The sequence below is a fragment of the Paenibacillus sp. AK002 genome, from assembly GCF_053903045.1.
Window position 1 is genome coordinate 2,211,962 of sequence record NZ_CP096377.1, and the last position, 20,294, is coordinate 2,232,255.

The 20,294-nt window shown below is 53.6% G+C and carries 14 protein-coding genes; 12 read left to right on the forward strand and 2 right to left on the reverse strand.

Translation table 11 applies throughout. The annotated features are described in order from the left end of the window. Positions 1 to 77 precede the first annotated feature (77 nt). The 8 genes from M1D70_RS09655 to M1D70_RS09690 all read left to right on the forward strand — a co-directional run bounded on the left by M1D70_RS09655 (position 78) and on the right by M1D70_RS09690 (position 16,684). Positions 78 to 1,007, forward strand: coding sequence for an ABC transporter permease (locus tag M1D70_RS09655; RefSeq protein ID WP_175320733.1), 930 nt, complete (start codon positions 78 to 80; stop codon positions 1,005 to 1,007). 52 nt (positions 1,008 to 1,059) lie between these two features. Continuing rightward, positions 1,060 to 1,956 carry a carbohydrate ABC transporter permease gene (locus M1D70_RS09660; protein WP_036666173.1) on the forward strand — a complete coding sequence of 299 codons (897 nt, stop codon included), beginning with the start codon at positions 1,060 to 1,062 and terminating at the stop codon, positions 1,954 to 1,956. Positions 1,957 to 1,982: 26 nt separating this feature from the next. After that, on the forward strand, positions 1,983 to 4,280 hold the full coding sequence (locus M1D70_RS09665; RefSeq protein WP_456289760.1) for a glycoside hydrolase family 3 N-terminal domain-containing protein: 2,298 nt from the start codon (positions 1,983 to 1,985) through the stop codon (positions 4,278 to 4,280). A gap of 3 nt (positions 4,281 to 4,283) precedes the next feature. Then, entirely contained in the window at positions 4,284 to 7,397 is a 3,114-nt protein-coding gene (locus tag M1D70_RS09670; RefSeq protein ID WP_456289761.1) for an alpha-mannosidase, read from the forward strand. Between the two features lie 21 nt (positions 7,398 to 7,418). Next, the gene (locus M1D70_RS09675) at positions 7,419 to 8,738 is read left to right on the forward strand and encodes a glycoside hydrolase family 125 protein (RefSeq protein WP_433939082.1); all 1,320 of its coding nucleotides are present in this window, start codon (positions 7,419 to 7,421) and stop codon (positions 8,736 to 8,738) included. Then, positions 8,735 to 11,875: a beta-galactosidase gene (locus M1D70_RS09680; RefSeq protein WP_456289762.1), complete on the forward strand. Its 3,141-nt coding sequence runs from the start codon at positions 8,735 to 8,737 to the stop codon at positions 11,873 to 11,875. Before M1D70_RS09675 ends, M1D70_RS09680 begins: the two co-directional genes overlap by 4 nt. A gap of 21 nt (positions 11,876 to 11,896) precedes the next feature. Next, positions 11,897 to 14,632, forward strand: coding sequence for an alpha-mannosidase (locus M1D70_RS09685; RefSeq protein ID WP_456289763.1), 2,736 nt, complete (start codon positions 11,897 to 11,899; stop codon positions 14,630 to 14,632). Between the two features lie 135 nt (positions 14,633 to 14,767). Next, positions 14,768 to 16,684 (forward strand): family 20 glycosylhydrolase, encoded by a 1,917-nt coding sequence (locus M1D70_RS09690; protein WP_456289764.1) that lies wholly within the window; start codon positions 14,768 to 14,770, stop codon positions 16,682 to 16,684. Between the two features lie 67 nt (positions 16,685 to 16,751). Here M1D70_RS09690 and M1D70_RS09695 read toward each other — a convergent pair whose 3' ends face one another. Beyond that, the gene (locus tag M1D70_RS09695) at positions 16,752 to 16,913 is read right to left on the reverse strand and encodes a hypothetical protein (RefSeq protein WP_192569190.1); all 162 of its coding nucleotides are present in this window, start codon (positions 16,911 to 16,913) and stop codon (positions 16,752 to 16,754) included. Positions 16,914 to 17,001: 88 nt separating this feature from the next. Between M1D70_RS09695 and M1D70_RS09700 the strand changes: the two genes are divergently transcribed. After that, entirely contained in the window at positions 17,002 to 17,385 is a 384-nt protein-coding gene (locus tag M1D70_RS09700) for a VOC family protein (RefSeq protein WP_009589646.1), read from the forward strand. 60 nt (positions 17,386 to 17,445) lie between these two features. Here M1D70_RS09700 and M1D70_RS09705 read toward each other — a convergent pair whose 3' ends face one another. Beyond that, positions 17,446 to 17,952 carry a L,D-transpeptidase gene (locus M1D70_RS09705; RefSeq protein ID WP_306436885.1) on the reverse strand — a complete coding sequence of 169 codons (507 nt, stop codon included), beginning with the start codon at positions 17,950 to 17,952 and terminating at the stop codon, positions 17,446 to 17,448. Between the two features lie 305 nt (positions 17,953 to 18,257). Here M1D70_RS09705 and M1D70_RS09710 point away from each other — a divergent pair, with 305 nt between their 5' ends. The 3 genes from M1D70_RS09710 to M1D70_RS09720 all read left to right on the forward strand — a co-directional run bounded on the left by M1D70_RS09710 (position 18,258) and on the right by M1D70_RS09720 (position 20,294). Further along, positions 18,258 to 18,884 carry a TetR family transcriptional regulator gene (locus tag M1D70_RS09710; RefSeq protein ID WP_456289765.1) on the forward strand — a complete coding sequence of 209 codons (627 nt, stop codon included), beginning with the start codon at positions 18,258 to 18,260 and terminating at the stop codon, positions 18,882 to 18,884. A 22-nt stretch (positions 18,885 to 18,906) separates the two neighbouring features. Beyond that, positions 18,907 to 19,446, forward strand: coding sequence for a GNAT family N-acetyltransferase (locus M1D70_RS09715; protein WP_456289766.1), 540 nt, complete (start codon positions 18,907 to 18,909; stop codon positions 19,444 to 19,446). A gap of 62 nt (positions 19,447 to 19,508) precedes the next feature. Then, the gene (locus M1D70_RS09720) at positions 19,509 to 20,294 is read left to right on the forward strand and encodes an ABC transporter ATP-binding protein (RefSeq protein ID WP_009589665.1); all 786 of its coding nucleotides are present in this window, start codon (positions 19,509 to 19,511) and stop codon (positions 20,292 to 20,294) included.

Genomic DNA, 20,294 nt, shown 5'->3' on the forward strand with positions numbered 1-20,294 from the left:
GGACGGGGCGGCGGATGTTCACCGCCCTTCTTTTGTTCATTTCATGCACATCACGAGGAGGGGTAAGCGTGAGAGCAATCGGACAGTTTTTCAAAAATATTATGACGAATAAGGCCATGCTGTTCATGGTTTTGCCGGGGACCCTGTGGTTTCTCTTATTCTCATATTTGCCCATGTTCGGGACCATTATTGCATTTAAGGAATACCGCTTTAGCCGAGACGGGTTCTGGGCAAGTATCGTTAATAGTGAATGGGTAGGATTCCAAAACTTTAAATTCCTGTTCAGTACCAACGATGCTTACATCATTACGCGCAACACCGTTCTTTATAATTTCGTGTTCATCATATTAGGTCTCATTCTATCCGTAGCGCTGGCTATCGTATTGTCTGAAATCGTGAACAAGAAATTGGCGAAAGTCTATCAAACCGGCATGTTTCTGCCGTACTTCCTGTCCTGGGTTATCGTAGGTTATTTCGCATTCAGTTTCCTGAGCATGGATAAAGGGATGCTGAATCAGATTCTGGGCTGGTTCGGCATGGAGCCGGTTCAGTGGTATTCCGAAGCCAAGTATTGGCCGATATTCCTGACGTTGATCAGTTTGTGGAAATCCGTAGGTTATAACAGCGTCGTCTACCTGGCGGCGATCATGGGGATCGACAAATCCTTGTACGAGGCGGCGATGATTGACGGAGCGAACAAATGGCAGCAGATTAAAGCCATCACGCTTCCGATGCTGAAACCGCTGATGACCATTTTGACTCTTCTTGCGATCGGTAAAATCTTCTACGCTGACTTTGGTCTCTTCTATCAAGTGCCAAGGGATTCGGGAACCTTGTATTCCGTAACGAACGTCATTGATACCTATGTATATCGCGGTCTGAAAACAACGGGCGAGATCGGCATGAGTACGGCTGCGGGTCTGTACCAGTCGGTTGTCGGATTTATTCTGGTTATGGTATCCAACTATATCGTTCGTAAATACGACAAGGATAACGCATTGTTCTAATCGATCAATCATCAAGAAGGGGGTATGTGATGTGTTCAAATCGAAAAGCAAGATGAAAGATTTCCATCAGCTTTCATCCGGGTGGAATGTCGTATTCAACCTGATTGCCGGTATTTTCTCGTTCCTGTGTGTATTTCCGTTCCTGTTCGTTATGATCATCTCATTTACAGACGAAGGCTCACTGGCCCGAAACGGATACCAAATCTGGCCGGAGAAATGGAGTCTTGAAGCTTACAAATACGTATTCCAGACAGGCGACACGCTTCTTCGTTCTTACGGCGTAACGATCTTTGTCACGGTCGTAGGTACGCTGCTCAGTCTGTTTATCATTTCGCTTTATGCTTATGCCATCTCCCGCAAAGGGTTCAGATACCGGAACTTCTTCTCGTTCTTCGCATTTTTCACGATGCTGTTCAACGGGGGTCTGGTACCGACTTATATCGTAGCAACGCAATTGCTGGGTCTGAAAGATTCCATCTGGGCTTTGATTCTGCCTTTGGCGCTCAATGCCTTCTATATCATGATTCTGCGTACGTTCTACAGCACCAGCGTTCCGGACGCCATCATCGAATCCGGTAAAATCGACGGTGCGAGCGAGTTTAAGATTTTCTACAAGCTGGTATTGCCGCTATCCCTGCCGGGTCTGGCTACCATCGGTTTGTTCAGCACGCTTGGGTATTGGAACGATTGGTTCAACGCATTGCTCTACATCGACGATCCGAACCTGGTTCCGCTGCAATCCATGCTCATGCGGATCGAAACCAGCATGCAGTTCATCCTGCAGAACTCGCAGAACTCATCCCTTAGCATGGCCGCTCTTCAGAGCATGCCGCAGGATACTTCGCGGATGGCAATGGTCGTTCTGGCAACCGGTCCGATTATTCTGGCCTATCCGTTCTTCCAGCGCTACTTCATTCAAGGTCTGACCATCGGCGCGGTTAAAGAATAAATTCTTCAAGTACCGGAGGGTATAAGATGACTTATAAAGATCCCCGTAAACCCATTGCGGAAAGAGTGGAACATCTGCTTGGCCTGATGAACCTGGAGGAAAAGGTGGGGCAGCTGATCCAGCCGTTCGGCTGGAAGACCTATGAGGTGAATGAAGGTCAGATTACATTAACGGATTCATTTAAAGAGCAAGTTAAAAATGGCGGCGTCGGATCCCTTTACGGGACCCTTCGCGCCGATCCATGGACCGGTGTAACACTTGAGACCGGTCTTTCTCCGCGTGAAGGAGCGGAAGCCGTCAATCACATCCAGCGGTACGCCATTGAGCAGTCCCGACTTGGCATTCCGATCCTGATCGGGGAAGAATGCTCGCATGGTCACATGGCCATCGGCGGCACGGTCTTTCCGGTGCCGTTGTCCATCGGGAGCACGTGGAACTTGGATTTATACCGCGACATGTGCCGGGCCGTCGCGCTGGAAACACGCAGCCAGGGCGGCGCGGTCACCTATTCGCCGGTGCTCGACGTCGTGCGCGATCCAAGATGGGGACGTACCGAGGAATGCTTCGGTGAAGACCCGTACCTGATCAGCGAATATGCGGTCGCATCGGTTGAAGGCCTTCAGGGCGAGTCCCTGGACAGCCCTAGCAGCGTTGCGGCGACCTTGAAGCATTTCGTTGGCTATGGCAGCTCGGAAGGCGGGAGAAATGCCGGACCCGTGCACATGGGCACGCGTGAGCTGATGGAAGTGGACATGCTGCCGTTCAAGAAGGCCGTGGAAGCGGGAGCGGCCTCCATTATGCCCGCCTATAACGAGATTGACGGCGTGCCATGCACCGTCAATACGGAGCTGCTTGACGGCATTCTCCGCAAGGAGTGGGGTTTTGACGGCATGGTAATCACGGACTGCGGCGCCATCGATATGCTGGCCAGCGGCCACGATACCGCCGAAGACGGAATGGATGCCGCTGTGCAGGCCATCCGCGCCGGCATCGATATGGAGATGTCTGGCGAGATGTTCGGCAAGCATCTTCAGAAGGCTGTCGAGTCAAACAAGCTGGAGGTCTCCGTATTGGACGAGGCCGTACGCCGTGTATTGACGTTAAAATTCAAGCTCGGATTGTTCGAGAATCCTTACGTGGATCCCCAGACAGCCGAGAACGTGATCGGCAGCGAGCAGCATGTCGGGCTTGCCAGGCAGCTTGCGGCAGAAGGCATCGTTCTCCTTAAGAACGAAGCAAAGGCTCTGCCGTTATCCAAGGAAGGCGGCGTGATTGCCGTCATTGGACCTAATGCCGATCAGGGATACAATCAGCTTGGAGACTACACCTCTCCTCAGCCGCCGGCAGCCGTGACCACCGTGCTTGGCGGAATTCGCGCGAAACTGGGAGAGGAAGCGCAGCGCGTATTGTACGCTCCGGGATGCCGCATTAAGGACGATTCCAGGGAGGGCTTTGAATTCGCATTGACTTGTGCGGAACAGGCCGATACCGTGGTTATGGTGCTTGGCGGTTCCAGCGCCCGCGATTTTGGCGAAGGCACGATTGATTTGCGCACAGGGGCCTCGAAGGTCACGGACGATGCTTTAAGCGACATGGATTGCGGCGAAGGCATTGACCGGATGACGCTGCAGCTATCCGGCGTTCAATTGGATTTGGCGCAGGAGATCCATAAGCTTGGCAAGCGGATGATCGTGGTGTACATCAACGGCCGTCCGATCGCGGAGCCGTGGATCGACGAGCATGCCGATGCGATTCTGGAAGCATGGTATCCTGGACAGGAAGGCGGACATGCGATAGCGGACATTTTGTTCGGGGACGTGAATCCGTCCGGCAAGCTGACGATGTCGATACCGAAGCATGTCGGGCAGCTGCCGGTTTACTATAACGGCAAGCGGTCGCGCGGTAAGCGTTACCTTGAAGAGGATTCCCAGCCGCGTTATCCGTTCGGATACGGGCTAAGCTATACCGAATTCAGTTATTCGGATATTCAAATGACTCCAGAAGTGATCGGAACGGACGGTACGGCCGTTGTTTCCGTGAACGTTACAAATAGCGGTGACTGTGAAGGGTCCGAGGTTGTACAATTATACGTAAGCGATGCCGCCAGCAAATATACAAGACCCGCCCGTGAACTGAAGGGCTTCCAGAAAATTTCCCTGCAGCCCGGAGAGCGGCGCAAGGTGGAATTCACTATCGGTCCGGAACAGCTTCAATATATCGGTCAAGATTACCGGCAGGTGGTTGAACCCGGGCTGTTCCGTGTTATGCTAGGCAGGCATGTGAACGATACGCTTAGTGCAGATCTGACCGTACAGGAGGATTAATCAATGGAACGTATTCGACGCTTTATACGCGAACTGTCGGAGCGGCAGTGGCTCGAATCGACGGAGCTTCGAGATTGGAACATTACCCGGTCCACTTACATGGTTCCGGGCGTGTACGAAGAGACGGCCCCTTATCCGGAGGGGCAGAACTTCAACAGGTTTCCGAGCACGCAGGGGACAACCTATTTCTTTAGGAGGAATCTTGAGTTACTCCCGCAATGGGCAGATGGAGCGCTTGGGCTCGTGTTTCAATCCGGGGGCGAGGGGCTGCTGCGCATTAATGGCGCGTCTTATCAGGGATTGGACCGGAATCATACTTTCGTTACGCTGGATCCGAAGCGCACCGGAATGAACATGGAGCTTGAGATCGAATTGTTCGATCCGATTCCGGAGCCGGTCGACCCGCTGAATCAGCAGGCTGTCATTCAGCCACCGATTACCCGCGTACAAAGTTTGCTTGTCCGCGTAAACGTGCCTGTCCAGAGCCTGATGTACACCGCTACCGTGATCCGGGATTCGCTTATCCTGCTGCCGGATACCGATATGCGGCGCATCCGTTTGATGGAGGCGCTGTATCAGGCCATGGATCGCTTCGTAGGCTTGAATGACGCTGCCATTCGGGATGGTGCCGAGGTAACCGCGATTGAGCATGATCTGAAACAGTCGGTCGCAGCCATAGGCGGCCATGCTGAAGGCACCGAGCATATGGTGGGCCAGTCCCATATCGACATCGCCTGGCTGTGGCCCGTTCGCGAAACCGTACGAAAAACAAGCCGCACCTTCTCCACGATGGATGCGCTGATGAACGAATATCCCGAATTCAAGTACGCTCAGAGTCAGCCGCTGCTGTACCAATTCCTGAAGGATCACGATCCCGAGCTGTACGAGAGAGTGAAGGCCAGAATCAAGGAAGGGCGCTGGGAGCTGGTCGGCGGGATGTGGGTCGAACCGGACCTGAACATTCCGAGCGGGGAATCCCTCATGCGTCAAATGCTGTACGGGCAGCGCTTCTATCAAGAAGAGTTTGGCCTGACATCGCAAATCGAATGGCTGCCGGATACGTTCGGATACTGTGCATCCCTGCCTCAAATCTTGAAGCATGGCGGCATTCATTATTTCATGACTACCAAGCTTGGCTGGAACGATACGAATGTGTTCCCGTACGATCTATTCCATTGGGTCGGGATCGATGGAACGCCGATGCTCTCCTATCTGAACCATGGCGTGAACGAGAACACGCTGCCGAAGGACGTTCACGAGCATTGGCAGTCGTACCGTCAAAAGGCCGTTCATCCGGAGCAGATGCTGCTGTATGGACACGGCGACGGCGGCGGAGGCGTAACTCGCGAGATGCTGGAATACATCAACCGGGCCGAGCTGATGGTAGGCCAGCCTGCCAGCAAATACAGCACGGCTGCCGAGTTTTTTGACGGGATCGACGCAGCTCAGCCGAAGCTGCCCAAATGGCGCGGGGATTTATACCTGGAGCTTCATCGCGGCACCTATACGACGCATGCACGAAACAAGCGCCATAACCGGAAAGCGGAAATCCTGTTCCGCGAGGCGGAGCTATGGAACTCGGTAGCTTTCCCGTCGATGGACAACGAGAAGAAGCAGGGCATCGCCAGCGAGCTGCATGACGGCTGGAAGCTGATTTTGCTGAATCAATTCCACGATATTATTCCGGGTTCCGCGATAACGGAATCTTACGTGACCTCCGAGAAGGAATACAAAGAGGTATTCCAAAAAGGAAATCATAGCCTGAATCTCGGGCTTCAGGTATTGGCGGACCAGGCCGATACAGAAGGGGAAGGCGTTCCGTATGTTATCTTTAACGGACTTGGATGGAGAAGAGACGCCGTCATCTCGCTAGAAGTAGAGCATGGTCTTACACCGTACGATTCGGATGGCTCGCCGCTGCCATTCGATGCCTTATCCGGAGAGAACGGCGAAACCTCGCAGCGCTTAAACGTTCATGTTCAAGGCATCCCGGCTTTGGGATACACAACCATCTGGTTGAAGCCTTCGGCAGGAAACGGAAAGGCAGCGGAGAAGTCTACTACAGTGTTCGCAGATTCTTGGGAAACGGATTTCTATAAGGTCAGCTTTAACGAGCGCGGCGAAATCACGAGCCTGTGGGATAAAGAAGCACAACGGGAAGTAATCAAGCCGGGCGAAGCCGCGAATCGTTTCCACTTCTTCCATGACCGTCCGACGCTGTGGGATGCGTGGGATATCGATACCCGCTACGAGGAGCAATCCGCCGGCGATGCCGAGTTGATCGAGAAGAAGCTGGTGTCTGCGGGCGAAGTCCAGGATGTGCTGCGTTTCCGCTGGCGCATTCATCAGTCGGAGATCACGCAGGATATGATTTTTTATCATCATGACCGACGGATCGACTTCAAGACGTTTGTCAGCTGGAACGAATCGCATAAATTGCTGAAAGTCGGTTTCCCGATCGGCGTCGTTGCCGAGAAGGCCACTTACGAGATTCCGTTCGGAACCATTGAGAGACCGACTCATCGCAATACGAGCTGGGAGCAGGCGCAATATGAAGTCTGCGGACACCGCTTCGCGGATGTGTCGGAGCATGGATACGGCGTCAGCCTGATCAACGACTGCAAATACGGATATGATGTTCAGGACAGCACGATCCGGCTGTCGCTGCTGCGCGCGCCGAAATGGCCGGATGTCACGGCGGATTTGGGAGAGCATGAGTTCACGTATTCCCTCTATCCGCATAACGGAGACTGGAGAAGCGCCGGAATCGTCCGCAAAGCAGCCGAGCTTAATCATGATCTGCCATGGGTGAGAACAGGTTCGAAGAAGGGTTCGCAGCCTGCCGTGCATTCGTTTATTCCTTTCGAGAGCGATCACGTTATCCTGGATACCGTTAAGCCGGCAGAAGACGGCACGGGGTACGTCCTTCGGATGTATGAGTCCGCGGGCGGCCGGGATGCGGCAACAGTGAGCTGGCCTTATCCTTGCGAAAGGGTCCATCGATCCAACGCCTTGGAAGAAGAACTCGAACAACTGGATATCGCGGAAGGAAGGCTAACCCTTCAATTCCTGCCGTACGAGATCAAAACCATCAAATTGACCACACAACATACTTAGTCAAAGGAGCCAGAACAAATCATGGAACAATTCAGACTCCCCAAAATACCAATGCCGGAGCTAGAGCTGCCGCAATCCATTCAGGCGGTTTTGCAAGAGGCCGAAGAAAAGCTGGCGCACCGTCCCAAGCTGCTTCAGCTGTTCAAGAACACGTTCCCGAACACGCTGGAAACAACCACCAAATTGATGGAGGATGGCACGACATTTGTGATCACCGGCGATATTCCGGCCATGTGGCTGCGCGATTCGGTAGAGCAAGTGATCCATTACATTCCGTTTGCCAAGAACGATCCGCAGCTTCAGCGGATTCTAAGCGGGTTGATCAAACGCCATTTTCAATATATTCATATCGATCCTTATGCCAATGCCTTCAATGAATCGGCCAACGACTGGCACTGGAACACGACCGACGAAACGGACATGTCGCCATGGGTATGGGAGCGCAAATTCGAGATCGATTCGCTGTGCTTCTCCGTTCGCCTGGCCTACCTGTACTGGAAGGAAACCGGCCTGACGGATGTGTTCGACGCCAACTTTAAGTCGGCTATGATCAAAATCATCGAGCTGTTTAAAACCGAACAGCACCATTTCGAGAAATCGCCTTACCGTTTCACGCGGGATAACGGAATTCCAACCGATTCCTTGCGCAACAACGGTCTCGGCATGCCGGTGAATTATACGGGCATGATCTGGTCGGGCTTCCGTTCAAGCGACGATGCCTGTGATTTCCACTACAACATTCCGGGGAACATGTTCGCCGTTGTGGCCCTTCGTCAAATGCAGGAATTCGCGGAATGGGTATTCCGTGACATGAAGCTGCTGGATGAATTGAAACGACTTGAAGCTGACGTGGATCACGGAATTCAGCTGTACGGCATCTATCGTCATCCGGAGTTCGGACCGATCTACGCCTATGAAACGGACGGTTACGGAAATTACTGCCTGATGGATGATGCGGGCACTCCAGGATTGATGTCCATTCCTTATCTGGGGTATTGCTCCGCGGATGATCCAATCTACCAAAACACCAGACGGTTCGCGCTCAGCAAAGAGAATCCTTTCTACTACGAGGGCGCTGTTGCCAAAGGCATCGGCAGTCCGCATACGCCGCCGGATTATATCTGGCATATGGCCTTGTCCATGCAGGGAATTACGGCACAGACGGCAGAAGAGAAGCTGGAGATGATTGCGCTGCTGGAAGCGACCGATGCCGATACCGGCTTCATGCATGAAGGATTCCATGCCGACGATCCGAAAGTCTTCACCAGATCGTGGTTTGCCTGGTCCAACAGCCTGTTCTCGCAATTGGTGTATCAGGCGATGAAAGCAGGGATTCTATGAGCGGGCGCCTGATTGTATTCTATGATCCGTCCTTTCCGGCAGCAGAAGCTGCCGGTTTGCCGGCTAGCGCCGCGGCTCTGAATGCATTTGATGCGGTATGCAGCGCCGAGGACCTCGCTGAAGCGCTGGCATCGTCAGGCGGACAAGGTGCAAGCTTTGTCAATTTGCACGCGCCTTATTTTCCGAAATCCGCCTGGAGAGCGATTCTGGACTTCCTGAGAAACGGCGGCGGCCTGGTCAGCGTTGGCGGCGCACCCTTCAAGCGTCCTGTCCGCAAAGAGGACGGCGCTTGGGTGGTGGAGCACGAACAGACGGCGTATCACCAGCAGCTTCATATTCATGAGGTGCTGCCTGTGGACAGCGGGCGTGTCGATCATTTGATTGCAAGCGACGTTATACCGCTGATGGAGAGCAGCCGGGAACGGTTAACCGTCAGCGATACATGGAATTTGGTTCCGCATGTCACCAAGAGCAGTGATCTGCCTCACCAAATGGGATCGGCCGGGCCGATGGATACCCGGATTTATCCGCTCCTTAAGGGAAGCACGGCGAACGGGAGAGAGGTCGCCGCTCCGGTTGTTCTATGGGAAAATGTCGGCGGACCTTTCTTGGGCGGACGCTGGCTGTTTGTGAATCAGCCACTCACCGCTTCCTTCTGGGAACAGGATGGAGGAGCAGAGGTGCGCCGCTGGGCGGCATTCTGCGCGAAGGGGATTACCGAGCTGTGGATCAAGCCGAATTATGCGACCTACGAGTCCGGCGAGCGCGCGATTCTGACCCTGCAGGCGCAAAGGCTTGGCCGGGGCCTGCCGGTTCATGAGCCGCAGAGCTGGACGTTCCGCATCTCTGTCAAGCACGACGGGGATGAATCTTCCGAATGGAATCATACCGTTACCGTGGACGTGAACGGGCAATTTTATGTACAGCGCATCCCGGTTGCACTCGATATCAAGCCGGGAGCTTATCGCGTGGTGTGCGAAGCCGAAGGGCCGGACGGAGAAATCCGCAGGCTGAGACAAGGCTTCTGGGGAGCTGATCCGCAGCTGCTGCAGGCAGGCTCGCCCGTAACCTGCAACCGGGATTACTTCATCAAGGACGGCCGTCCGCTGCCGGTTGTCGGCATGACGTACATGACGTCCGATGTCGCGCGTAAATTCCTGTTCCTTCCGAATACGGATGTATGGGATCGTGATATGGCGCAAATGCGGGGGGCCGGCATCAACTGGATCCGCACCGGCATTTGGACCGCTTATCGCAATATTATGCAGGTGGACGGGCATGCATCCGAGGAGGTTATGCGTTCGATTGACGCCTTCCTGTTAACGGCGAAGAAGCATGATCTGCAGGTAACGTTTACCTTCTTCTCCTTCACGCCGGAGACATGGGAAGGCCAGAATCCTTACCTCGATCCGCGAAGCGTGGAAGCGCAGAAGCGTTTCATACGTTCCATCGTGACAAGGCACAAAGACACAAAGAATGTGGACTGGGACCTGATCAACGAGCCTTCCATGTTCGATCCGCCGCAAATTTTCTCGGACGGTCCGCGTTCGGCGAAGGATCCGTTCGAGCGGCAGGCTTATGTCGATTGGCTGAAGAAGCGTCACGGCTCGATTGAGCGTTTACAGGAACGCTGGAACATGACGGCCGATCAGCTGCCGGGTTTTGACTCCGTGGTTCCTCCGGAGCCTCAAGCCATTAATTTTGACGTTCAAGACATGCACCAGGGGAAAAAAGGCGGGCAATGGCTCGATTATGTATTGTTCTCCATGGATATTCATAACCGCTGGGCCAAGGAATTATATGAAGATATCAAGGCGGTGTGCCCGGACCATATGGTGACCGTCGGACAAGACGAGGCGCTTGGCGCACAGCGTCCATCCCCGTTCTTCTATGCCGAAGCCGTGGACTATACGACGGTTCACTCCTGGTGGTTCAACGACTATTTGATCTGGGACGGCATCTTTGCCAAAACGCCGGATAAACCGAACCTGATTCAGGAAACGGGCATTATGTACGTGGAAACACCGGACGGCCGGGCGAAGCGGAGCGAAGCCGAGCTTCGGAACCTGCTGGAGCGCAAATATGCTTACGCCTTCTCTACCGGTGGCGCAGGAGCCATTCATTGGATCTGGAACACCAACTTCTACATGGATAATGCCAATGAATCGCATATCGGAGCTGTCCGCGCCGATGGCACGGAGAAACCGGAAGCGGATGTATCGTATGATTTCGGCTCCTTCATGGAAGGCATCCGGGATTTGTTTGCAGGCCGGAAGCTTGAAGAGACCGCGGTCATCTTCCCTTATTCCAACGATTTCTCCAACCGGAAGCTTGCTTTTGAAGCGACGACGAAGGCGACGCGCGCGCTTGCTTACGAGCTGAACGTGCCGTTCCGTGCCGTTGGGGAATATGATTTAAGCTCGCTGCGCAGCAATCCGGCGAAATTCATCATTCTGCCGAGCGCCCACAATGTGGATGATCAGGCGTTCGCCGAATTGATAACGATCGTAGAGGAAACGGGAGCCACGCTGCTCCTGACCGGTCCGATCGGTCTGGATGCTTACTGGCATCCGGTTGATCGCATGGCCGCAGAGCTGGGCGAACGCAAGCTGGCAAATGTGCGCCGGGAAGAAAGCTTGCGCTTAGGGGATCGTGCATGGCCCGTTTCATATGGTCATCGCAAGATTGCCGAGCTGAGCAAAGAAATTCCGGCAGGCAGCGGGGCTAAACCGGCAGACGCAGCCGGCGACTCGCTCGTGGACGTGAAGCTTGGAGAAGGACGTCTGCTCTGGAGCCCGCTTCCGGTGGAACTGAACGACCGGATCGACGCCATTTCCGCTTTGTACCGGCATGCATTGGAGTTGTCCGCAGCCGACACGGGACTGATCTGGAATCAAGGCGGAGAACATTCCGGCGTATACGGGCGCAAAGTAACGTTTGAAGAAGGAGCCCTCTTCGTCTTCGGCTCAGAGCAATCGTGGGATGCGAACGTCGAGGTGAAGGATCCTTCAACCGGCCTTATCTATTCATTCGTGCTCGAGGCGGATCGTTCGATCTTGTTCGCAGTGGATGCGAGCGGCGACCTGTTATCGGTGTACCGTCCGGATGAAGTCGAAATCACCGTATCGAAAGGCTAACATAAGGGGGACTAAGTAGAGATGGACCAATCCAGAAAGGCACATATCATTTCTCATACTCACTGGGACCGCGAGTGGTATTTGCCGTACGAAAAGCACCATGTGCGGTTAATCGAGCTGATGGACAGCTTGCTTGAGACGATGGAAAAGGACTCGGAATACCGCAGCTTTTTCCTTGATGGCCAGACGATTATTATCGAAGATTATTTACAGGTAAGACCTGAGAAAAAAGAACAGCTGGAGAAGCTGATCACGGACGGCCGCATCATCATCGGTCCTTGGTACATCCTGCAGGATGCGTACCTGACGAGCAGCGAAGCCAACGTGAGAAATATGCAGATCGGGCACCAGGATGCGAAGCGGTACGGCACGGTTGCCAAAATCGGGTATTTCCCGGATACGTTTGGACTTACGGGCCAAATCCCGCAGCTGATGCTCCAGTCCGGCATCGATAACGCCTTTTTCGGACGGGGCGTGAAGCCGACGGGCTTTAACAATACCGTCTCCGACAGCGGCTATGAATCTTCGTTCTCCGAGCTGATGTGGGAAGGTCCGGACGGCTCCAAGGTGCTGGGCATCCTGTTTGCCAACTGGTACAGCAACGGCAACGAGGTACCCGTGGATGAAGCCGAGGCGAAGGCGTTCTGGGACCGCAAGCTGGCGGATGCCGAGAAGTACGCTTCGACGCCTGAGCTGCTGTACATGAACGGTTGCGATCATCAGCCGATTCAGACCGATCTTCCGGAAGGCATTCGTACAGCGAAGAAGCTGTATCCGGATACGGAGTTTATCCACTCCAATTTCGACGATTACCTGAAAGCGGTCCGCGAGAAGCTGCCGCAGGATCTTTCCTCCGTCAAAGGAGAGCTCCGCAGCCAGCGCACCGATGGATGGGGAACGCTCGTGAACACCGCTTCGGCGCGCGTATACCTGAAGCAGATGAACCAGCGCGGCCAGACTCTGCTGGAAAAAGTGGCCGAGCCGCTGGCATCCTACGCCAGCCTGCTTGGCAAGGAGTATCCGCATCATCTGTTCACCTATGCGTGGAAGACGCTGATGCAGAATCATCCGCATGACAGCATCTGCGGCTGCAGCGTGGACGAAGTTCACCGCGAGATGGTCACCCGCTTCGAGAAAAGCGCCCACGTGGCGGAAAATATCGTGGACGACAGCGTGCGCGTCATCGCGGATGCGGTGGACACAACCGCATTCGAGCAATGGGGCACCGATCCGCTGCCGCTGGTCGTATTCAATACGACCGGATGGGAACGCAGCGGTACGGTCAGCATCGAGCTGGACGCGAAACGCCTCTATTTCCGGGAAGGCTATTCGCTTGAGGAAACCAGCCGCCGGATGAAGGAAGTCGACTTGTCCGGCCGCGTGCTGGTTAACGCTCAAGGTCAAGCCGTGCCTTGCACCGTAGAGGACCTGGGACTTCAGTTCGGGTACGATCTGCCGGACGACCGTTTCCGCCAGCCGTACATGTGCCGCCGCGTGAGACTGACTTTCGAGGCAAGCGACATTCCTGCCATGGGCTTGACTGCCTATGCTTGGGTGAAGAGCGAAGTGAAGCCTGCCGAGACGGGATCCCTGATCAGCCAGTCGAACGTGTTGGAAAATGACCTGATCAAGGTCGAAATCCAAGCGGACGGTTCCTTCTCCCTGACGGATAAAAAGAACGGACAAGTATACCGCGATCTGGGCGTTTATGAAAATACCGGAGACATCGGTAACGAATATATGTACAAACAGCCGGACGGTGAAGTTCCATTGACAACCAAAGGACTGACCGCCGAAATTACGGTTCTGGAAGACACGCCTTACCGGGCATCCGTTGAAATCGTTCATAACTGGTCCATTCCGGCTATGGCGGACAGTAAGCTGGATGAAGAGCAGCATGAGCTTGTGTATTATCCGAACCGCAAAGCGCAAAGATCGAGCGAGATGGTGCCGATGCGCATACGTACCGTGGTCAGCTTGAACCGCAGCGGCAAAGGCGTGGAGATCGAAGCCACGTTGGATAATCAGGCGAAGGATCATCGGGTGCGTGCTTTGTTCCCGACCGATCTGGAGGCATCTTCCCATTACGTGGATTCCATGTTCGAAGTGGCGAAACGGGATAATGAACCGGCTGCCGAATGGGAGAACCCGAGCTACACGGCTCATCAACAGGCCTTCGTGGACGTTACGGCGGCTGCGGCAGGACTGACGGTGGCCAACCAGGGCTTAAACGAGTACGAAGTCCTGCGGGACGGTCGGAATACGATTGCCGTTACGCTGCTTCGCTCCGTAGGCGAGCTCGGCGATTGGGGTTACTTCCCGACGCCTGAAGCCCAGTGCATCGGCGTTCATACGGTACGTATGGAGGTCATTCCGCATCAGGGCGACGGCATCGCTTCCGGCGCTTATGCCGAGGCTTACCAGTTCCAGATTCCATGGACGGCTGCCCAGACCGGCGTTCATACCGGACAGGTGGCTTCCACCTCCGCGCCGCTGGCATGGAGCCGCGAAGAGCTTGCATTCTCTTCCCTGAAAGTGAATCCGAACACTGGGGACTTGATGCTGCGCTGGTTCAATTTGGCAGGCACAGATGCTGAGCTCGCGCTGACATCTTCCCTTCCGTCCCAGGGCGTGTACAAGAGCAATATCCTGGAGGAAGAGGGAGCGGTTCAAAGCTTTGACAATCATGGAAGCTTTACGCTGCCGGTGAAACCTTATGAGATCTTGACGCTGGGCGTTAAAGTTTCGGCCGAGTAAGTTTCGATCAAATATACGCCGGGCATGGTGATCCATCCCGGCTAGCAAAAGCCCGATTCCGAAATGACAGGGATCGGGCTTTGCTGTCTTGCAATGTGATAGGCATCATCTCAAAAACGGGATGGAGGTATGGAGATGAAGATTTATTTTGATAACCTGCCGGAGAAGCTGCTTGAAGGGGTTGGCGAGCTCTCGGACATATTGGATATCCGAATTACGGAGGGAGAGGGCCTAAAGATTCGGGTCATACAGGCTCCAGGACCGATCCAGTTATCATTAAAGGATGGGCAGGGGACGATCCGATACCAGGAGAAGATTCATTTTTTTCGTGCTTTAGGGGTGTTTCTGGAGCAGGCGAGGGAGCGTGACCGGTTCGAGCTGACCGAGGAGCCCAGGTTTGACTTCAACGGCACGATGCTTGACGTTTCGCGCAATGGCGTGCTTAAGGTTCCGGTGATCAAGCAGTTTATCCGCTATATGGCTTTGATGGGGCTGAACGGGCTGATGATGTATACCGAGGATACGTACGAGGTGAAAGAGCAGCCGTATTTCGGTTATATGCGCGGCCGGTACACGGCTTCGGAAATGAGGGAATGCGACGATTACGCGGACCTGTTCGGCATCGAGATGATTCCGTGCATCCAGACCTTGGGGCATCTGCAGCAAGCGTTGAAATGGGGCTATGCCGCGGATATGAAGGATCATGCGGATATTTTGCTCGCAGGTGAGCCCAAGACGTATGCTTTCATCGAACAGATGATCACCACCGCATCCCGGATGTTCCGTTCCAAGCGGATTCACATCGGGATGGACGAGGCGTTTCAGGTCGGCCTTGGCAAGTATTTAAAATTGAACGGGGTCCAGGACCGGTTTCAGATTATGAATGACCATGTCAGCCGGGTGCTTGCCATTACCGAGCGTCTCGGACTCCGGCCGATGATCTGGAGCGACATGTATTTTAATTTGCTGGCCAACGATTATCAAGGTTCGCTGTACAATCTGGATGCGGATTTTTCCGACGACAATATGAGCCGCATTCCCCAAGGCGTCCAATTCGTATATTGGGATTACGGACGCAGGGATGAAGAGGGGTATGAGCGGCTGTATGATAAGCATATGAAGCTGGGCTCCAAGCCGATTTTTGCTGGCGGCATTCATATGTGGAACAGCATCAGTCCGAACAACGGCAAGACCTGGATGACCAGCCATCCTGCCCTGCGCGCCGCCAAAACGAAAGGGATCCGCGAAGTCATCGCCACCGCCTGGGGGGATAACGGAAACGAAACCAATCACCTGGTCATCCTGGCGGGCCTCCAGCTGTTTGCCGAGCATGGGTACGGAGACGGTATCAGCGACGAGCTTCTGGCAAGAAGGCTCGCGGCTTGCACGGGCATCGATTTGTTCGGATCGCTGAACGCGCTGAAATATATGGATGAGGTTCCCGGCGTGTCGGAGGGAAATCACTGGATGGCCAATCCCTCGAAGTATTTGTTGTGGCAGGATCCTTTGCTGGGACTGCTGGACAAGCATGTGGAGGGGGAAGCGGACTCCGTGCTGCCTGGACATTACGCCGAGCTGGAGCAGAGATGGCGGGACTGCAAGGAACAGTACCCGGCACCGTTTAACCGCCTTTATGATTTCTATGAAAAATTGGCCTCGGTCCTCGTTATCAAGAGCACCCTGGGCGTTAAGTTGAAAAGGCTCTACGACACAGGCAACAAAGACCGGCTTGCTGAGCTTGCTTCCGCAGCGGATTCTCCGTTAAACGACCTGAAGCGGCGCATCGAGACATTGCGTTTATCCCACAGGGCGCTTTGGATGAGCACGTATAAGCCATTTGGCTGGGAAGTGCTGGATCTCCGCTACGGCGGGCTTCTCGCGCGAATCTCCTCTACGCAGGACCGCCTTTCGGATTATGTGGGAGGCGTAGTCGAGGAAATCGAGGAACTGGAAGCCGACCGGATGCTCTTCGACCAGAATGGTCTAACCGACAGACCGCTTGAGGTTAATGTAACCTATCAGGCGGCCGTGACGGCGTCGAGCTTCATCTAATGAAAAAGCTGCTCTTCCAAGGTCACTGTAGACGCGTGGAGGGCAGCCTTTTTTCTAAGGGGCTTGGTTATGGCTTCTCCCCTTGTGTTTGTTCTTTCTCGTAGGCAATCAGCGTGATCTCTTTGCCCGTCAGCTCGGCAATTTTGGTTTCGGCGTCTTCAATTGCCTTCAAAGTGCCTTCATTTCCGTTGAGCGCAGCGATTTTGTATTCATTCGAATGGATATCCATGGTGAACTCCCCCCTTGGCTGGTTAATTCATGTTATATAATGATAAGGTATCCTTTACAATACAGTTACATACCTGGGGGTGGGATTCATGATTCAATTTGAAGGACTGCACCATGTGAGCTTGGCGGTGCGCGACTTGGAGAAGGCGAAGTTTTTTTACTCGGACGTTCTCAAGTTTCGGGAGCTGCCGCGCCCGCCGTTTGATTCGAAAGGGGTATGGTATGCCGTCGGGAACCAGCAGCTCCATCTGCTGGAGCATCCCATCAGCGATACACTGCGGGAACGGGGCATCGATACAACGGACGGACATTTCTCGATCTGGGTGAAGAGCTACCGCGAAACCAAGGAATGGCTGGACCGGATGAACGTCGAGTATGTAGCCAAACCCGACAGCGTAGCGGGCTTCGCCCAGATATTCGTGCTCGATCCGGACCGCAACATTATTGAATTCGGAGCCGAGTACGGCTCGTAAAACGTTAAACCTAAAAAAGCCAAACACTTGTGCAGTGTTTGGCTTTTTCATGGTCGCGCCTTATTTTTGGATGAGGACGGGGGTGTTCATTTTTACTTTGTCGTAGAGCCATCGCACGTCCTTGTTGTGCATCCGGATACAACCCGCGGATACGTACTTTCCGATCGAATTCGCGTTGTTGTTGCCGTGGATGGCATAAGCGTAACTGGTTCGGCCGTTCACTTTCACATTAATGCCGAGCCAGCGGTCCCCAAGCGGGTTGCGCGGATCTCCTCCCTTGATGCCTTCCTTGTAGTACGGTCTGTTCTTCACTTTTTCGTGGATTTTGAACAGTCCTTCCGGCGTATAGGAGGGTTTTTTGCCGGTGGCCACGGGGAATGTTTTTATGACCTTGCCTTTTTCGTAATACGTCAGCTTGTTGGTGGATTTGTCAATGACGATAAACTGTGCGTACTTGGTGTACTTACTGTCCAGCTTCTGTCCTGCTGCCGCGCCTTGGGTAACGGAGGGGAGAAAGAATACGAGCAGTAAGGCGAAGACCAGTATGCGGCCGATGCCCTTAATGATGTCCGATCACCTCTTTTCGTTCTCCCCCATATATATGCGGGGATCCGCGAATGTTGACGGAAATGTGCAGCTGCCGGAAAATAGAACAAGTTGTTTTCAAAGATCAAGCGACAGGGGCATTATGGGACATTCCATCTAAAAAATGATAGTGTCATGGCTGCGCTCAATTTGTCCTTTTAAAGGGCTTTGCTGTAAGGGATCAGCGTAAATTACTGGATGGTATTTGAAAACGACATGAGTGTCGTTTATAATATGGTGTGAAAAACGACACCAGTGTCAGTTTAAGGTCGAGGGTGGGGAGGATTATGTGTCCAAGGGTCAGCGACGAATACAAGCAGCAGAAAAAGCTTGAAATCTTGGGAGCAGCCAGGCGCGTCTTTATTAGGAAGGGCTATACCCGCACCGTGATGCAGGACATCATGGAGGAAGCCGGCATGTCCCGCGGTGCCGTGTACGCGTATTTTGGCAATGTGGAGCATGTTTTTCTGGAGGTTCTGCGTTATGACGATCAGGAGGCGCTCCGTTTTTTTGAACCGGATTCGCCACATTCGATATGGAAGCAAATGTTGGACTGGATCAAGAAACAGCAGGAGGACATCTCGCTGATCCATCACTCGCTTGTACTCGCCAGGGCGGAATACTTCCTGTCTTCCTCTTATGATCATGCGAAGCAAGGAGATCCCTATATTACCGAGCGCTATCAGATTACGGTTGAGGCTCTGTGCGGGGTCATCCGGAAGGGGCAGGAGCAAGGGGAGTTTCGGCCGCGTCTGGAACCGGAAGCCATCGCACGGTACATGATCTCGTTTCTCAACGGACTCATGCTGGATACCTTCCAGCTTGGGGCTGGGGTGACTTGCGTGCCGGAGCAGCTGGAGTCTTTCCTCTACTCTCTCGGCGAAATGCTAAATCCGATAACCATTGAATCATGATGACAGAAAGGGGCTCATAGCAATGCTGTTTGATTCTGCTAGATTGTCTTGTCGAAAAATGACCATGGATGACGCGGAGCTGTATCATACCTGGCGAAATGACCTGGAAGTGATGCAATCCACCAGTCCCAGCTTGGATACTTACCAAATGGAGGAGACCAAGGACTTCGTTCAGCATGTGATCCTCGGCACTCCGTCCTCGAAGAGCTATCTGATCCAGGCGAAGGAATCAGGCCAACCGATCGGCATCATGTCGTTGGTCGGCATCGATTTCAAGAATCGCAATGCGGAGTGCATCATCGACATCGGCGATAAAAATTATTGGGGCAGGGGATACGGCTCGGAAGCGATGGAGCTGCTGCTGGATTATGCCTTTTCGGAGCTGAATCTGCACCGGGTAAGCCTGCGGGTGTTCTCCTTTAACCATAAAGCGATCAAGCTGTATGAAAAAATCGGCTTCGTCCACGAAGGCAGCTCCAGACAGAGCTTGTACCGGAACGGTGCCTGGCATGACATTGTGCACATGGGGCTTTTGCAGAGCGAGTATACCGCCAACGGTTGATTTTCCCGCGCTTCCATAATAAGGTAGGTATGACGACAAAAGAGGGAATGGGAGAATCAATCATGTCCGAAAATGAAGTGTTATCGATTGAAGACCTGCGCATGAAATATGATAACCGTTATGTATTGAACGGGATCGATCTGAAGGTCAACCGCGGCGAGATGATAGGATATATCGGTCCGAACGGGGCGGGAAAGAGCACGACGGTTAAAATTATGCTTGGGCTGGTTGAAGGGTATACAGGAACGGTCCGCATATTCGGCCAGGATATTTCCGACGGGAATATCGATTATAAACGGAGAATCGGGTATGTGCCCGAGGTGGCGGAATTATACGATCAGTTAACGGCCGCGGAATATCTGACTTTTATTGGCGAATTGTACGGACTTACATACGATGCTGCGGATTATAAGGCCAAACATTTGATGGACTGCTTTGACTTGGAAAAGGCTTACCATGCTCGGATCGCCACGTTTTCAAAAGGAATGCGGCAAAAGGTGCTGCTCATCTCGAGTCTCCTGCATGATCCGGATCTTTTGTTCCTTGATGAGCCCTTAAGCGGGCTGGATGCAAACAGCGTGATGGTGGTCAAGGAGGTGCTGGCGCAGCTGTCGGCACAGGGCAAGACGATTTTTTATTCCTCGCATATCATGGACGTCGTCGAGAAAATCAGCAGCCGGATCGTTCTGCTCGCAGACAGCCGGGTGGTGGCGGACGGAACGTTCAAAGAGCTGCAGCAGCATTCCCATGAAGGGTCGCTGGAAGAGGTGTTCAATCAGCTGACGGGCTTCAATGACCATGCCAGCATCGCGGAGCGGTTCGTATCGATCGTTCGGGAGGGAAGCTGA

Bases quoted from the DNA above. Each gene is read 5' to 3' on its own strand.
- M1D70_RS09660 (WP_036666173.1), top strand. From the start codon at position 1,060: ATGAAAGATTTCCATCAGCTTTCATCCGGGTGGAATGTCGTATTCAAC.
- M1D70_RS09665 (WP_456289760.1), top strand. From the start codon at position 1,983: ATGACTTATAAAGATCCCCGTAAACCCATTGCGGAAAGAGTGGAACAT.
- M1D70_RS09670 (WP_456289761.1), top strand. From the start codon at position 4,284: ATGGAACGTATTCGACGCTTTATACGCGAACTGTCGGAGCGGCAGTGG.
- M1D70_RS09675 (WP_433939082.1), top strand. From the start codon at position 7,419: ATGGAACAATTCAGACTCCCCAAAATACCAATGCCGGAGCTAGAGCTG.
- M1D70_RS09680 (WP_456289762.1), top strand. From the start codon at position 8,735: ATGAGCGGGCGCCTGATTGTATTCTATGATCCGTCCTTTCCGGCAGCA.
- M1D70_RS09685 (WP_456289763.1), top strand. From the start codon at position 11,897: ATGGACCAATCCAGAAAGGCACATATCATTTCTCATACTCACTGGGAC.
- M1D70_RS09690 (WP_456289764.1), top strand. From the start codon at position 14,768: ATGAAGATTTATTTTGATAACCTGCCGGAGAAGCTGCTTGAAGGGGTT.
- M1D70_RS09695 (WP_192569190.1), bottom strand. From the start codon at position 16,913: ATGGATATCCATTCGAATGAATACAAAATCGCTGCGCTCAACGGAAAT.
- M1D70_RS09700 (WP_009589646.1), top strand. From the start codon at position 17,002: ATGATTCAATTTGAAGGACTGCACCATGTGAGCTTGGCGGTGCGCGAC.
- M1D70_RS09710 (WP_456289765.1), top strand. From the start codon at position 18,258: ATGTGTCCAAGGGTCAGCGACGAATACAAGCAGCAGAAAAAGCTTGAA.
- M1D70_RS09715 (WP_456289766.1), top strand. From the start codon at position 18,907: ATGCTGTTTGATTCTGCTAGATTGTCTTGTCGAAAAATGACCATGGAT.
- M1D70_RS09720 (WP_009589665.1), top strand. From the start codon at position 19,509: ATGTCCGAAAATGAAGTGTTATCGATTGAAGACCTGCGCATGAAATAT.